The organism is Synechococcus sp. A15-44, assembly GCF_014280115.1.
GTDB lineage: Bacteria > Cyanobacteriota > Cyanobacteriia > PCC-6307 > Cyanobiaceae > Parasynechococcus.
Window position 1 is genome coordinate 694064 of record NZ_CP047938.1, and the last position, 13532, is coordinate 707595.

General features: G+C 62.5%; 15 protein-coding genes. 9 read left to right on the forward strand and 6 right to left on the reverse strand.

Features of this window, described 5'->3' with window-relative positions:
- Positions 1–40: 40 nt before the first annotated feature.
- From SynA1544_RS03825 to SynA1544_RS03840, 4 genes are read left to right on the forward strand one after another with little or no spacing between them, the layout of a single operon-like run.
- A complete protein-coding gene (locus SynA1544_RS03825) occupies positions 41–1213 on the forward strand; it encodes a transaldolase (protein WP_186514885.1) in 1173 nt (390 codons plus the stop codon).
- A gap of 21 nt (positions 1214–1234) precedes the next feature.
- Entirely contained in the window at positions 1235–1618 is a 384-nt protein-coding gene (locus SynA1544_RS03830) for a Crp/Fnr family transcriptional regulator (protein ID WP_186514886.1), read from the forward strand.
- Between the two features lie 59 nt (positions 1619–1677).
- Entirely contained in the window at positions 1678–3066 is a 1389-nt protein-coding gene (locus SynA1544_RS03835) for an MFS transporter (RefSeq protein WP_186514887.1), read from the forward strand.
- A 53-nt stretch (positions 3067–3119) separates the two neighbouring features.
- On the forward strand, positions 3120–4598 hold the full coding sequence (locus SynA1544_RS03840) for a deoxyribodipyrimidine photo-lyase (protein ID WP_186514888.1): 1479 nt from the start codon (positions 3120–3122) through the stop codon (positions 4596–4598).
- On the opposite strand, the gene SynA1544_RS03845 is transcribed toward SynA1544_RS03840, so the two are convergent.
- The 3 genes from SynA1544_RS03845 to pyrH are packed head-to-tail and all read right to left on the reverse strand — an operon-like array spanning position 4595 to position 7040.
- Positions 4595–5740 carry an NAD(P)/FAD-dependent oxidoreductase gene (locus SynA1544_RS03845; RefSeq protein WP_186514889.1) on the reverse strand — a complete coding sequence of 382 codons (1146 nt, stop codon included), beginning with the start codon at positions 5738–5740 and terminating at the stop codon, positions 4595–4597. The two genes, SynA1544_RS03840 and SynA1544_RS03845, sit on opposite strands and share 4 nt — an antisense overlap.
- Complete coding sequence (gene frr / locus SynA1544_RS03850; protein ID WP_115132871.1) at positions 5737–6285, reverse strand: ribosome recycling factor; 549 nt, start codon at positions 6283–6285, stop codon at positions 5737–5739. The genes SynA1544_RS03845 and frr overlap by 4 nt, the downstream gene beginning before the upstream one ends.
- A gap of 41 nt (positions 6286–6326) precedes the next feature.
- Entirely contained in the window at positions 6327–7040 is a 714-nt protein-coding gene (pyrH, locus tag SynA1544_RS03855) for a UMP kinase (protein WP_186514890.1), read from the reverse strand.
- Positions 7041–7123: 83 nt separating this feature from the next.
- On the opposite strand from pyrH, the gene SynA1544_RS03860 reads away from it, so the two are divergent.
- Entirely contained in the window at positions 7124–7318 is a 195-nt protein-coding gene (locus SynA1544_RS03860) for a hypothetical protein (RefSeq protein WP_114988539.1), read from the forward strand.
- An 18-nt stretch (positions 7319–7336) separates the two neighbouring features.
- Here SynA1544_RS03860 and cobO read toward each other — a convergent pair whose 3' ends face one another.
- From cobO to SynA1544_RS03875, 3 genes are read right to left on the reverse strand one after another with little or no spacing between them, the layout of a single operon-like run.
- The gene (gene cobO / locus SynA1544_RS03865; protein ID WP_186514891.1) at positions 7337–8002 is read right to left on the reverse strand and encodes a cob(I)yrinic acid a,c-diamide adenosyltransferase; all 666 of its coding nucleotides are present in this window, start codon (positions 8000–8002) and stop codon (positions 7337–7339) included.
- Between the two features lie 20 nt (positions 8003–8022).
- Complete coding sequence (locus SynA1544_RS03870; RefSeq protein WP_186514892.1) at positions 8023–8655, reverse strand: class I SAM-dependent methyltransferase; 633 nt, start codon at positions 8653–8655, stop codon at positions 8023–8025.
- 32 nt (positions 8656–8687) lie between these two features.
- Positions 8688–9842 carry a site-specific integrase gene (locus tag SynA1544_RS03875; protein ID WP_186514893.1) on the reverse strand — a complete coding sequence of 385 codons (1155 nt, stop codon included), beginning with the start codon at positions 9840–9842 and terminating at the stop codon, positions 8688–8690.
- 85 nt (positions 9843–9927) lie between these two features.
- On the opposite strand from SynA1544_RS03875, the gene hemH reads away from it, so the two are divergent.
- The 4 genes from hemH to SynA1544_RS03895 are packed head-to-tail and all read left to right on the forward strand — an operon-like array spanning position 9928 to position 13520.
- On the forward strand, positions 9928–11103 hold the full coding sequence (hemH, locus tag SynA1544_RS03880; protein WP_186514894.1) for a ferrochelatase: 1176 nt from the start codon (positions 9928–9930) through the stop codon (positions 11101–11103).
- A 56-nt stretch (positions 11104–11159) separates the two neighbouring features.
- Positions 11160–12947 (forward strand): biosynthetic-type acetolactate synthase large subunit, encoded by a 1788-nt coding sequence (gene ilvB / locus SynA1544_RS03885; protein ID WP_186514895.1) that lies wholly within the window; start codon positions 11160–11162, stop codon positions 12945–12947.
- Positions 12944–13291: a nuclease gene (locus SynA1544_RS03890; RefSeq protein ID WP_115008683.1), complete on the forward strand. Its 348-nt coding sequence runs from the start codon at positions 12944–12946 to the stop codon at positions 13289–13291. Before ilvB ends, SynA1544_RS03890 begins: the two co-directional genes overlap by 4 nt.
- Positions 13284–13520: a GIVxVP protein gene (locus SynA1544_RS03895; RefSeq protein WP_186514896.1), complete on the forward strand. Its 237-nt coding sequence runs from the start codon at positions 13284–13286 to the stop codon at positions 13518–13520. The genes SynA1544_RS03890 and SynA1544_RS03895 overlap by 8 nt, the downstream gene beginning before the upstream one ends.
- Positions 13521–13532 lie beyond the last annotated feature (12 nt).

Sequence of the window (13532 nt, forward strand, 5' to 3'; positions counted from 1 at the left end):
AAAGCGCGGCTACGTTACGGGTATTGAGCCGTCGTACATCATGGCCAGCCTGCTCGATCAGCTTTCACAAATGACCGTGGTCGTTGCCGACACGGGTGATCTGGAGGCGATCCGCAAGTTCACCCCTCGGGATGCCACCACCAACCCGTCGTTGATCCTGGCTGCTGCACAGATTCCGGCCTATCAGAGCCTGATTGATGAGGCTTTGCGCTCATCGCGCAAGTTGATGGGCAGCGACGCAGCGGTGGAAGACGTGGTGCGGGAAGCGCTCGATGAGATCAGTGTGATCTTCGGCAAGGAGATCCTGAAGATTGTTCCCCGTCGTGTGTCAACCGAGGTGGATGCTCGCCTGAGTTTTGACACCGACGCCACGATTGAAAAAGGGCGCAAGCTGATTCGTCTGTACAACGATGCCGGCATCAGCAACGATCGGGTTCTGATCAAAATTGCTTCCACCTGGGAAGGCATCAAAGCTGCCGAGGTGCTTGAGAAAGAGGGGATTCACTGCAACCTCACCCTCCTGTTTGGTTTCGGTCAGGCCGTTGCCTGTGCCGAAGCCGGAGTCACTCTGATCTCCCCCTTCGTGGGGCGCATCCTGGATTGGTACAAGGCTGAAACCGGCCGCGACTCCTACCCCGGCCCTGAGGACCCGGGTGTGATTTCGGTGACCAAGATCTTCAACTACTACAAGACCCACAGCTACGGCACTGAGGTGATGGGCGCGAGCTTCCGCAACATCGATGAGATCACGGAGTTGGCCGGTTGTGATCTGCTCACGATTTCACCGAAGTTGTTGGATCAGCTCCGTGAGACGGATGCTGTGCTGACCCAGAAATTGGATGCCACCCATCCCACCGATGGCGAAGCCAAGATCCACGTCGATCGCGCCACCTTTGATGCACTGATGCAGGACGATCGGATGGCCACCGACAAACTCACCGAGGGGATTAAAGGCTTCAGCAAAGCCATTGAAACCCTGGAGCATCAACTCGCCCATCGTCTTGCGGAACTGGAGGGTGGCTCTGCCTTTCGCCATGCCGTTTCTGAGATCTTCATGCTCAACGACATGAACGGCGATGGTTCGATCACCCGAGATGAATGGCTCGGCAGTGATGCCATCTTTGACGCTCTGGATCAGGACCATGATGGTTTGATCTCCCAGGAGGATGTGCGCCAAGGCTTCGGGGCTGCTCTGGCTCTGACCTCCGTCTGATTCGCGCGTCACCCCCTGTCTATGCATGCGCTCGACACCATGCGTGCTTTGGCCAGCAAGGCCGAAGTAATCCGTTTAAAGCAGGGGGAGGTCCTGTTTCGTACGGGAGAAACCGGCACCTGCATGTATGGCCTGCTGGAAGGATCGGTGCAGCTCACCTGGATCGATTCGGCAGGCCATGAGGGGCATGAAGACATCCCCGTGGGCCATGTGTTCGGTGGGGGGGCCTTGGTGATGGAGGACCATCAGCGCTTGAGCACAGCCACGGCCATCAGTGATTGCCGTTTGATTGCCATGAATCGCGAGAAGTTCCTGTTCGCGGTTCAGGAGACGCCGATGTTTGCGGTGCAACTGCTCGCCTCTATCGATGCGCGTTTGCGGGACATCAAGTTGGCTGAGGGATGACCGGAGAGCCGATTTTTAAAGCGAAAACGGCATAATTCCGCAAGTTCAGGTCTGCCTTGGTGCACAGCCGTCCCCTGCGTCTGGCACTTCAACTGGGCTTGTTCCAGCTCAGCCTGGGAATCCTCGGCGTCCTGATCCTGGGACTGCTGAACCGCCTGTTGATTCAAGACATCCAGGTCCCGGCCGTGCTGGCAGCTGTTGCTGTTGGTGGTCAGCAGCTGATGGGGTTCACCCGCGCCTGGTTCGGCCATCGTTCCGATCGCATCCCCCCCAGCCGGCTGCGGCGCACCCCCTTCATCGTGATCAGCTCCCTGGCGATCGCCCTGTTGTTCGGCGTGGCTTGCCAGCTGGTGCTGCGCTTGGCCACCAGCATGGAGGCCTCCGGCGGTGAGCTCAATGGGCTGCTGATTGGCCTGCTGATCCTTGTGTTTGTGGCGATCGGCACGGCGATTGCCGCTGGTGGAACAGCCTTTTCGGCTTTGATCGCCGATCGCACCACGGAAGCCGAACGGCCGCGGGTGCTGTCGGTGGTGTGGGGGATGCGTCTGCTGGGGGTGTTGCTGGGCAGTGTTCTGGTGAATCAGGTCTTCGGCAGTGCCTGTGCGGCCGATGCCAGCCGCAGCGCTGTTCTGGCCGGACTTCAGCGGTTGTCGGTGGTGACGCCGGTGGTGTTGCTGGGGCTGGGGGTGGTGTCGGTGTTCGGTGTGGAACGCCGCATCACAGGCTTGATGGCGCCGGTGGGGGCGGAACCCCCCGATGTTCCCCAGCGGTTGGCCTTGCCCCAATTGCTCTTGAAACTGCGCACCATCCCCCAGGCGGGGCGTTTTCTCGGGGTGCTCTGCCTGTTCACCTTCAGCATGTTTCTCAACGATGCGGTGCTGGAGCCCTACGGCGCCGCCGTCTTTGGCATGAGTGTCTGCGCCACTACATCGCTGAATGTGTTGATTGCCCTGGGGTTCTTTGGCGGCTTGGGGCTCAGTGGCTTCTGCTTGATTGATCGGGTCGGCAACATCCGCACCGCCCGGGTGGGTGCGGTGCTGGCTGCGTTGGCTTTGCTGTTGATGCTGTGGGCTGGGGCGGAGCAGTCGATCCCCCTTTTGCGGGCTGCCGTTGGTTTGTTTGGTTTGTCGCTTGGGGTGTGCATAAATGCCTGCCTCTCCTTGATGTTCAGCTTTGTGCAGCCCGGCCGCACGGGCTTTCTCCTGGGCATCTGGGGTGCCGGCTATGCCTATTCCTGCGGCCTGGCCACCATCAGTGGCGGCGGGCTGCTCACCTTGTTCCGGGCCTGGAATGGCGGGGATCTTTTTGGTGCCTACGGCGGGGTGTTTGCCCTGCAGATGATCTGTTTCCTGGGAGCCGTGTTGATGACGCGGCGTCTGGATGTGGTGGGTTTTCGTGAAACGGTGAAAACCCGCTTCAGCGATGTGATCGAGATGGCTGTTGATTGAACCTTGGTTGGAGCATCGGATCCACTAGAAACAGATCTCTTGTTGGGCTGTGAATGACAGCGCTGCAGATCGTCTGGTTCAAGCGTGATCTGCGGATTGTTGATCACCGGCCCTTGCTGGCTGCTGCGGAACGTGGCCCTGTGTTGCCGTTGTATGTGGTGGAGCCGGAATTGTGGCAGCAGCCCGATGCCTCGGAGCGGCAGTGGTTGTTTTGTCGTGAGTCGCTTGTGGAGTTACGCCAGGCCCTGACGGATCTGGGCCAGCCGTTGGTTGTTCGCAGTGGTGATGTCGTGCAGGTGCTGGAGCGGGCCCGGCGCCAGTTCGGCATCGATGGGCTGTGGAGCCATGAGGAAACCGGCAACGGCTGGTCCTACCAGCGCGACAAACGCGTGGGGGGCTGGGCCCGTAAGCACGGCATCGCCTGGACGGAAATCCCGCAGTTTGGGGTCACGCGCCGGATGCGCAGCCGCAATGGCTGGGCCAAGCGCTGGGAGGCTCAGATGGCGGAGACCATCACGCCAGCGCTGGCCGCGTTGCAACCGCTGGAGCGTATTGCTCCCGGCGTGATCCCGGCGCGGCCTTGTTCAGATCTGCCGTCGGATGCGTGTCCGCAGCGGCAGACCGGTGGTCGCTCGATCGGTCTGGGGGAATTGCGCGATTTTCTGCAGCACCGGGCCCCGCGCTATCCACGGGCGATGTCGAGTCCCAACACCGCCTTCACCGGTTGTTCTCGGCTTTCGGCATACCTCACCTGGGGTTGCCTCTCGATGCGGGAGGTGCTGCAGACCAGTCGCAACCACAGTGGCCGTGGTGTCAGCAGCTTTGAATCACGCCTGCACTGGCATTGCCACTTCATCCAGAAGCTGGAGGATCAGCCGGCGATTGAATTCAGCGATTTCCATCCCTTCATGCGGGGCATTCGCTCAGCGGATGCCGAGCGTTTGACGGCCTGGAGCGAAGGCCGCACCGGTGTTCCCTTTGTGGATGCCTGCATGCGCGCTTTGCAGGCCCATGGCTGGATCAACTTCCGCATGCGGGCGATGTTGATGTCCTTCGCCAGCTACAACCTCTGGCTTCCCTGGAGGGACAGTGGTCTGCATCTGGCCCGTCAGTTTGTTGATTACGAACCGGGGATCCACTGGAGCCAGTGCCAGATGCAGTCGGGCAGCACATCGATCAACACAATTCGGATTTACAACCCGATCAAGCAGGGCATGGACCACGATCCCCAGGGGTTGTTCATCCGTCAGTGGTGCCCTGAACTCATGGATGTGCCCTCGATTCACATCCATGAGCCCTGGATGCTGGGTGGTGGCATGCCGGCACCGATCGTTGATGTCACCGCATCGATGCAGGAGGCCAAAGATCGCATCTGGGAGATTCGTCGATCAGCCGGTTTTGATCGCCATGCCGATGCGATTCAGCGCAAGCATGGCTCTCGCAAGGCGGGCTTAAAGCCAACAACCACTCGCCGCCGGCGCAAACCTCAGCAATCCGACAACGGCAGCCAGCAGCTCAGCCTCGGTCTTTAGTTGCGCTGGAGCAGCAGCCGTTTGATCACCCGTTGGGCGATGTCGCCATAGCCCATCTCCCCGGAGAGAATCTGTGCGATCCGCCGTGGTGCGGTGGGCCGCTTGATCCCCAGCTGATACCCCACACCGGGGAAGCGATAGAACACCTGGGCAATGCGCCGACCCCAGGCCATCGACTCCCCCCAGCGCTCCCGCATCGTGCGGCTGTAGCCCCGCAGATCCCGGCTGTCGCCTCGAAGCCATTGGCTCAGATGTCCAGCTGCTTCGCAGCCACTCATCAGGGCGGGCCGTAGACCTTCCGCCAGAAATGGGTCGCAAAGTGATGCCGCATCGCCCACCACCACGATGCCGTTGCCATCCAGACGGTGATGGCCGTTCCACACCCGCAGTTGCCCACGCTGACGGATGCCGGCATCGGCGGCGAAGCCCAGATCCGGCAACAGTTGAGCCAGCACCTGCTCTGGGTCGGCATCCTGCTTGCCGATGAAGCTGCCCACACCGATATTCACACCACCTGCGAGGGGAAAGGCCCAGGCGAAGCCCTGTTTCACCAGGCCGAATTCAAAACGGGTGGTGCCATCGCTGAGCTTGCCTTGACCCTCGAGTCGCACCGACATGGTGGTGGCCATCTGGGGTTGTTTGGCTCCCAGGCCGAGCCGTTGGGGCCAAGGGGACCCCGAACCGTCGGCGATCACCACGGCCCGCCCCTGCCAATGGCGTCCATCGGTTGCCGTGACGTGCCATACGTCTCTATGGCGCCGGATGTCATTGGCTTCAACGCCTGTAAGGCGTTCCGCCCCCGCCTGAATGGCCTGATCTGAGAGCAGTTGATCGAGCGTTTCGCGGCGCACGATCCAGAACGGTGCATCCCCTGGCAATTCGGCCACCACCGGATCCTCCAGGCACCAACTGAAATCCACGCGGCGGATCACCTGTTCCACAGCGGGCTCCAAAGAAAAGGGGAACCACTGCTGAACTGAGGCCGCCATGCCACCACCGCAGGGCTTGATTCGCGGCTCGGTGTCGCGCTCAAGCATCAGAACGTCATGGCCCGCCGATGCAAGATGCACGGCCGCTGCACCGCCAGCGGCCCCGGACCCGATGATCAGAACGTCGCGGGTCCGATCTGATTCGTTGCTCACACCTTGAGGATGTCGGCTTCCTTGGTGGCCAGGTGTTGTTCCAGTTCGGCGATGAATTTGTCGAGCGTTTTCTGAATGCTGTCTTGTTCGTCGCGGCTCTGGTCTTCGGAGAACTCGCCTTCCTTCTCCTGCTTCTTGATCTTGTCGATGGCGTCGCGGCGCAGGTTGCGAAGGGCCACCTTGCCTTCTTCGGCGTACTTCGAAGCCAGCTTGCAGAACTCCTTGCGGCGCTCCTCGGTGAGGGGCGGCACGTTGATGCGGATGATCTTGCCGTCGTTGTTGGGTGTGAAGCCCAGCTCACTCATGGCGATGGCCTTCTCGATCGAGGCCAGGGCGCTGATGTCGAACGGTTGGATCTGGATGGTCTGGGAGTCTGGGGTCGACAGGGTCGCCAGCGACTTCAGCGGTGTGTCAGCGCCGTAGTACTCCACACTGATGCGATCCAGCAGGGAGGAATTGGCCCGGCCGGTACGGATCGTGTTGAAGTTGCGCTGGGTGGCCTCCACCGACTTGCGCATGCTGGCTTCGAGGTCCTGGGTCGACATGGTTGCTGAGGGAAGAGGCGTGCGAACTGGGTTGGCGTTGTTTAGGAGGGGTCGCCGATGCGGGACCCGATCGGGTCCCCGGCCACGGCTCTGCCGATGTTGCCAGGTTCAAACAGGTTGAAGACAACAATCGGGATGTTGTTGTCTTTGCAAAGGGCGATGGCGGTGCTGTCCATCACGCCCAGCTCGCCGCTGAGCACGTCTTGATAGCTGAGCTGCGCGTGCTTCACCGCGTCGGCGTGCTTGGCCGGGTCTTTGTCGTAGACCCCATCCACCTTGGTGGCTTTGAACACCACATCGGCATTGATTTCGGCGGCCCGCAGGGCAGCGGTGGTGTCGGTGGTGAAGAAAGGGTTGCCGCAACCGGCGCCGAACACCACCACCCGGTTTTTCTCCAGATGCCGGATCGCCTTGCGACGGATATACGGCTCCGCCACTTCCTGCATGGCGATGGCGGTTTGCACCCGGGTGGGAACACCAGCCCTCTCGAGCCCGTCCTGGAGGGTGATGGCGTTCATCACCGTGGCCAACATGCCGACATAGTCAGCTGTGGCTCTCTCCATGCCCGCTGCAGACCCCTTCAGCCCGCGGAAGATGTTGCCGCCGCCCACGACGATCGCCAGCTGGGTGCCATTGGCCACCACCTTGGCCACATCGGAAGCAATCGACTGAACAATGGCGGGATCGATGCCATAGCCCTGAGATCCCATCAGAGCTTCGCCGCTGAGTTTCAGCAGGACGCGTGTGTAGGTCATCTACGGTCCAGATCCTTTCGACAGTAGCAAGCACTGGCACAAGCCTCTGATCGCCGCTTGGATGGGGAAACCGCGGCTGTTTGATGCCAGAGACCGATGCCACCCAAAGCGGTGTGATGGCCCGTCTCACGCTTTCAGCCTTGGAACGGGCCAGTCAGGATCCCGACTGCTGGCGTGAACCGGTGGTGCATCGCGCTCTGTTGGTGAGTGGGCTTTCGGTGCTCACCGCGGCCACCCGTCATCTTCAGGATGATCTCGAGGCGGCTGAAGCGGCCTGAGACCGACTGGTTCAACCCTTAAAACTCGATGCCCGCCTGGGCCTTCACCCCCTGTTCGCGGAAGGGGTGGTGCACCAGGGTCATCTCCGTCACCAGATCGGCTCGCTCCACAAGCTCGGCTGGTGCCCCCCTGCCGGTGACCGCAACGTGGGTGAGCTCCGGTCGCTCGTTCAATCCGGCGATCACCGTATGGGCCTCGATGTAGCCCAGTTTCAAGGCCACGTTCAGTTCGTCCAGCAGCACCAATTTCACGCTGGCATCGCGCAGATAGCCCAGGGCCGTCTGCCAGGCCGCCTCCACCAGTTGCTGATCCCGCTCTCGGTTCTGGGTTTCCCAGGTGAAGCCTTCCCCCAGGGCATGCCAACTCACCTGATCACCGAATGCTTGCAGTGCCCGTGCTTCGCCGGGCTCCCAGCCCCCCTTGATGAACTGAACAATCGCCACCCGCTCGCCATGGCCAAGGGTGCGCAGCACCAGCCCAAGCCCGGCGGTGGTTTTTCCCTTGCCCTGGCCGGTGAACACCAGCACCAGCCCCTTCTCCTTACTTCGTTCCTCCACCCTTTGCTTCTGCACCTGCTGGCGCCGCTCCATCCGTTTGCGGTAACCGGCATCGTCGGTTTCTGGAGCGAGCTTGCCCCCCATGCCCAGTTCCGCGGCGGATTGATCGAGGTCGTTGGTGCTCATGGGGTGAGGGGGTGATGGTTCTATCGAGGCCGAGTGGCCGTGATGCGTTGCAGGGCCCGACCCGCCAGCAGTTCCTGGCTCACGCTGCTGAACCCGAGTTGTTCCAGCTCGGTGGGGAGGTCGTCCTCCAGCATGGCGGTGGCGGTGTCGGTTTCAAACAGGGCACAAAACAGTTGCTGGGGGAGCCTCAGCAAAGGCCCGGCTGGATGCAGATCCACAAGCACCAACCAGCCGCCCGGTTCCAGCAGTCGCAGGGCACTGCGCAGCACCCGTTTCCGATCGCTGCGGGGGAATTCGTGCAGGGCCACGCTCAGCTGGATGGCGCTGAAGCTGGCATCGGCCAGGGGCGGATCTTCGGCCGGCCCTTCCACCCGCTTCAGGTTTGGGTGGCGTTGGGCGGCCAAATCCAGGGCGCGGGGGGAGACATCGAGCCCCGTCACGGCATAGCCCGCCGCCAACCAGGGGGCCGCTGCTTCGCCACTGCCGCAGCAGAGATCCAGCACCGATGCGCCGGGCTTGAGATGGGGCTGCACCGCCTCGAGCCCGAGGCCCCGCAGGCGCTTTACCCCGCCAACACTCAGCGACGACACCGCTGTGACTGTGTCGTAAATCCAGCGGTAGCGGTAGGCCAGCGGCCTCAGAAATGAGGTCATCGTTGATGTGAAAAAAAGCAGACAGGGTGTTGTCAGGCCGGTTGCCGGGCCAGGGCTGCATCCACCGCCTGCTGCTGATCACGCCGGGTGATCCAGTGGTGATAGGTGCGGGTGTGGATCGTCACCGAGTGGCCCATCATCCTGGCGGCGACGGTGTCCGGCAGGCCGACATGAATGGTGCGCACCGCCCAGGCGTGGCGCAGGTCGTAGGGGGTGATCGGCAGGTCGTAGCGGCGGAACTGCTCACTTACGCGTCGTCCCACCTGCTGCAGGGTGGTTCGCCGCAGATCGGTCTGGATGGCTGGCAGAGCGGCCGGATTCTCCGCCAGCTCCTGTAACCCGAAGTGCTCGACCCAGTCGGGGTGGAACGGCCAGCTTTGGTGCTCACCGGTTTTGGTGGTGGGCAGCACTCGCAACACCTGATCTCCGCCCGCTGCCAGGGAGGAGCAATCGCAGAAGAACACCTCGTGGTTGCGCAGGCCGTAGGTGGCCATCAGGGCAAAGGCCAGGCGCCACTGTGGGTTGGGGATGCGGCCTGCGGCCTCGAGGATCTGCGGATCGGTGGGCAGCTGGCGGAACCGGGCCCGGTGCAGGCCATAGCCGCCGGCCTCCTGGCGCCAGTCCTCCGGTAAGGGCAGCTCCAGGTGCCGGGCCAGGGCGGCCAGGGCTGTGGCGCATTGCTGCCGGCTGCGGCTGCCGTCGTCGTAACTGGTCAGCGTCTGCATCAGCAGCGCTGGCTCCAGCGGCTGATCACCGCACTGACGCGCCAGTCGCCGGAGGTAGGGCAAATAGGCACTGGTCCAGGTGGTGCGACTGCTCGCCGGAGAACGGCGTCGGCGCGGGTCGGCAAAAAAGGCTGCTTCGAAGCCCTCGATGGCGGCCTGGATCCCGATCGAACGCCCTCTGGCCGTGGCGGCAGAGGAGGAGGCCGACCAGAGCATCCAATCAAAACTGCGCTGCTCCAGTTGCAACTGCACCAGGGCAGCGGTGCTGAGGGCCTGATTCAGTCCTGCTGCATCGGCCATCAGCCCCAGGCTGATCCGTTGCAGGCCCTTCCGGCTCGGATCCCCGCGCAACGGCAGAGACCCGCGCAGGTTCAGCCGCCGACCTCGCTGTTCGATGCGCAGGCCTGACCCCTGTGCCGCCAGCTGCGCATTGGCGGACTCCAGCGCACTTTTGAGCTCCATATTTGAGCTCCATAAATGTGTCGTTGGAACCAAGGATCGCGTCCGTGGCAGCTACGCTCAACCCCCGAAAACCGTTCTGATCGGTATGTCTCGCGTCGGTGTCGTCCTGCTGAACCTGGGTGGCCCGGAGCGGATCCAGGACGTTGGCCCGTTTCTTTACAACCTGTTCGCCGATCCGGAGATCATTCGGCTTCCCAGTCCGGCGCTGCAGAAGCCGCTGGCTTGGTTGATCAGCACCCTGCGCAGTGGCAAGTCGCAGGAGGCCTATCGCTCCATCGGTGGCGGATCACCGCTGCGGCGCATCACCGAGCAGCAGGCCCGTGAACTCCAGAGCTTGCTGCGTCAGCGCGGCATCGATGCCACCAGCTACGTGGCCATGCGCTACTGGCATCCGTTCACCGAATCCGCTGTGGCGGACATCAAGGCCGATGGCATGGATGAGGTGGTGGTGCTCCCCCTCTACCCCCATTTCTCGATCAGCACCAGTGGATCCAGTTTCCGTGAGCTGCAGCGCCTGCGTCAGGCAGATCCGGCCTTTGAGAAGTTGCCGATTCGCTGCATCCGCAGCTGGTTTGATCACCCTGGCTATGTGAAGGCCATGGCCGAGCTGATCGCGGCAGAGGTCCGCAACAGCGACGACCCCACGAAGGCCCATGTCTTCTTCAGTGCCCACGGTGTGCCGAAGAGCTACGTCGAAGAGGCGGGCGACCCCTATCAAAAAGAGATCGAAACCTGCACCGGTTTGATCATGAAGGAGTTGGCCGTTCAGTTGGGCCACGAGAACCCCTTCACCCTGGCTTACCAAAGCCGTGTAGGTCCGGTGGAGTGGCTCAAGCCTTACACCGAGGAGGCCCTTGAGGAATTGGGGCAAGCCAAGACCAACGATCTGGTGGTGGTGCCGATCAGCTTCGTCAGCGAACACATCGAGACGCTTGAGGAAATCGACATCGAATACCGGGAGTTGGCCACCGAAGCCGGTGTGGTGAATTTCCGTCGGGTGCGTGCTCTCGACACCTATGCCCCCTTCATCGAGGGATTGGCGGATCTCGTGGCCACCAGCTTGCAGGGCCCTGAGGTGAGCCTTGATGCGGCGGCGGAGCTGCCCAACAAGGTGAAGCTCTATCCCCAGGAGAAGTGGGAATGGGGCTGGAACAACAGTTCCGAGGTCTGGAACGGCCGTCTGGCCATGGTTGGTTTTTCAGCCTTTTTGCTCGAGCTGATCAGTGGTCAAGGGCCGCTGCATGCCCTCGGCCTGCTCTGACCAAGCCAGGGGAGCTGCGGGCCCTTAACCTTGAGGGTCATTGACCCGTCGCTTCTGTGACTCTCACCTCAGCGTCTTCGGCCGTCACTGGGCAGCAGGCCGGTCACGGTGGCCAGAGAATGTCTGGGGCGACAGCACTGATGGATGCGTTGCGGCGCCATGGCGTCGACACGATTTTCGGCTACCCCGGCGGCGCGATTCTCCCGATCTACGACGCACTCCACATCGCCGAGAGCGAGGGCTGGGTGAAGCACATCCTGGTGCGGCATGAGCAGGCCGGCGCCCACGCGGCCGATGCCTATGCGCGTGCCACCGGCAAGGTGGGCGTTTGTTTCGGCACGTCGGGGCCGGGTGCCACCAACCTGGTGACCGGCATCGCGACCGCCCAGATGGATTCGGTGCCCATGGTGGTGATCACCGGTCAGGTGCCGCGTCCGGCGATTGGCACCGATGCCTTCCAGGAGACCGACATCTTCGGCATCACCCTGCCGATCGTGAAACATTCCTGGGTGGTGCGCGATCCGGCTGACCTCGCCTCCATCGTTGCTCAGGCCTTCCTGATTGCAGCCAGTGGTCGTCCGGGCCCCGTGCTGATCGACATCCCGAAGGATGTTGGCCAGGAGATGTTCGATTACGTGCCGGTTGAGCCCGGCTCGATTGTTCCCAAAGGCTTCCGCAAGCCTCAGCCCCCCCGGGATGAACCGATCCTGTCGGCGCTTGAGCTGATCGCCGAGGCGGAGCGTCCGCTGCTCTATGTGGGCGGTGGTGCGATCTCAGCCGGTGCTCACGACAGCCTGCGGGTGATCGCTGAGCGCTATCAGATTCCTGTCACCACCACCTTGATGGGGAAGGGTGCCTTCGATGAAAACGACCCTCTCTCGGTGGGCATGCTCGGCATGCACGGCACGGCCTATGCCAACTTCGCCGTCACCGAATGCGATCTGCTGATCGCTGTTGGCGCCCGTTTTGACGATCGGGTGACCGGAAAGCTCGACACCTTCGCCCCCCGGGCCCGGGTGATCCACTTTGAGATTGACCCGGCCGAAATCGGCAAGACCCGTCGCCCCGATGTGGCGGTGCTGGGTGATCTGGGCCTGAGCGTGGCGCGCTTGGTGGAGCTGAGCCTGCAGCAGCAGGTGCAACCCCGCACTTCTCCTTGGTTGGCGCGCATCGCCGAGTGGAAAGAGACCTATCCCCTCACCGTGCCTCCCACCGAAGGCCCCCTCTTCCCCCAGGAGGTGCTGCTCGCCGTTCGCGAGCTGGCACCGAATGCCATCGTCACCACGGACGTGGGTCAGCACCAGATGTGGGCGGCCCAGTACCTGCGCAATGGGCCCCGGAGCTGGATCAGCAGTGCCGGTCTTGGCACCATGGGCTTCGGCATGCCGGCCGCCATGGGCGCCCAGGTGGCGTGCCCCGATCGTCAGGTGGTGTGCATCGCGGGTGACGCCAGCATCCTGATGAACATTCAGGAGTTGGGAACCCTGGCGGCCTATGGCCTTCCGGTGAAGGCGGTGATCGTCAACAACCACTGGCAGGGCATGGTGCGTCAGTGGCAGGAGAGCTTCTACGAGGAGCGTTATTCCGCCTCCGACATGCTCAATGGCATGCCGGACTTCGTGGCTCTCGCCCGCTCCTTCGGTGTGGACGGCGTGCACATCCGCGAGCGGGACTCGTTGAAGCGTGATCTCGAGGCGGCGCTCAAGGCCCCTGGCCCGATGTTGATCGACATCCACGTGCGTCGTGGTGAGAACTGCTATCCGATGGTTCCCCCGGGCAAAAGCAATGCTGAAATGGTGGGCCTTCCGGCTCCCATGCCGGTTCTCAACGCCCCGACCTCTTGATTCGTCTTGTCTTAATCGGCGTTCTGCTGCTGCTTTGGGCCGTACCGGTGCAGGCTGCAGAGGTGCTTCAGGTGCGTAGCAGTTCCCTGCTGCAGGTGGGAGACCACAACCGCACCTACACCGTTGCCCTGGCCTGTTCCGCCGTTGATGCAAGCCAGGAGGCCGAGGCCACCGCATGGCTGCGTCAGGAACTGCCGCGCCGTCGCAAGGTCAATCTGCGGCCGGTCGGCTCCAGCGAGGGGCAGCTGATGGCCCGGGTGACACCGATCGGTGCTGAGCGTGACCTGAGCACCGGGTTGATTGCCGCTGGTTTGGCTAGCAACAGCTGTGGGGGCGATGGCTGATAACCGCATTGCCCGGGGCATTGTCTTGGTGCCCTGTCTGCTGCTGGGGGGTGCCTTTCTGGCCACAGCGGCCTGGGGGCAGGGCGCCGCAGCTGAAAACCGCACCCTGGCCATCGGCATCGGTGCTGGCTTGCTTTTGGCAGGTTGGTTGTCCCAGTTGGGTGGCGGCTCAGACGGTGGGCCTGAATCCTCTGTGACAAAACCGGACGAGTCCGACTCCTCTCCCTAATTTGCGGGGATC

Coding starts and splice junctions, on each gene's coding strand:
- SynA1544_RS03830 (WP_186514886.1), top strand. CDS start 1,235: ATGCATGCGCTCGACACCATGCGTGCTTTGGCCAGCAAGGCCGAAGTA.
- SynA1544_RS03895 (WP_186514896.1), top strand. CDS start 13,284: ATGGCTGATAACCGCATTGCCCGGGGCATTGTCTTGGTGCCCTGTCTG.
- SynA1544_RS03825 (WP_186514885.1), top strand. CDS start 41: ATGGCCAGCCTGCTCGATCAGCTTTCACAAATGACCGTGGTCGTTGCC.
- cobO (WP_186514891.1), bottom strand. CDS start 8,002: ATGAGCACCAACGACCTCGATCAATCCGCCGCGGAACTGGGCATGGGG.
- pyrH (WP_186514890.1), bottom strand. CDS start 7,040: ATGACCTACACACGCGTCCTGCTGAAACTCAGCGGCGAAGCTCTGATG.
- SynA1544_RS03875 (WP_186514893.1), bottom strand. CDS start 9,842: ATGGAGCTCAAAAGTGCGCTGGAGTCCGCCAATGCGCAGCTGGCGGCA.
- SynA1544_RS03840 (WP_186514888.1), top strand. CDS start 3,120: ATGACAGCGCTGCAGATCGTCTGGTTCAAGCGTGATCTGCGGATTGTT.
- SynA1544_RS03860 (WP_114988539.1), top strand. CDS start 7,124: ATGCCAGAGACCGATGCCACCCAAAGCGGTGTGATGGCCCGTCTCACG.
- hemH (WP_186514894.1), top strand. CDS start 9,928: ATGTCTCGCGTCGGTGTCGTCCTGCTGAACCTGGGTGGCCCGGAGCGG.
- SynA1544_RS03870 (WP_186514892.1), bottom strand. CDS start 8,655: ATGACCTCATTTCTGAGGCCGCTGGCCTACCGCTACCGCTGGATTTAC.
- frr (WP_115132871.1), bottom strand. CDS start 6,285: ATGTCGACCCAGGACCTCGAAGCCAGCATGCGCAAGTCGGTGGAGGCC.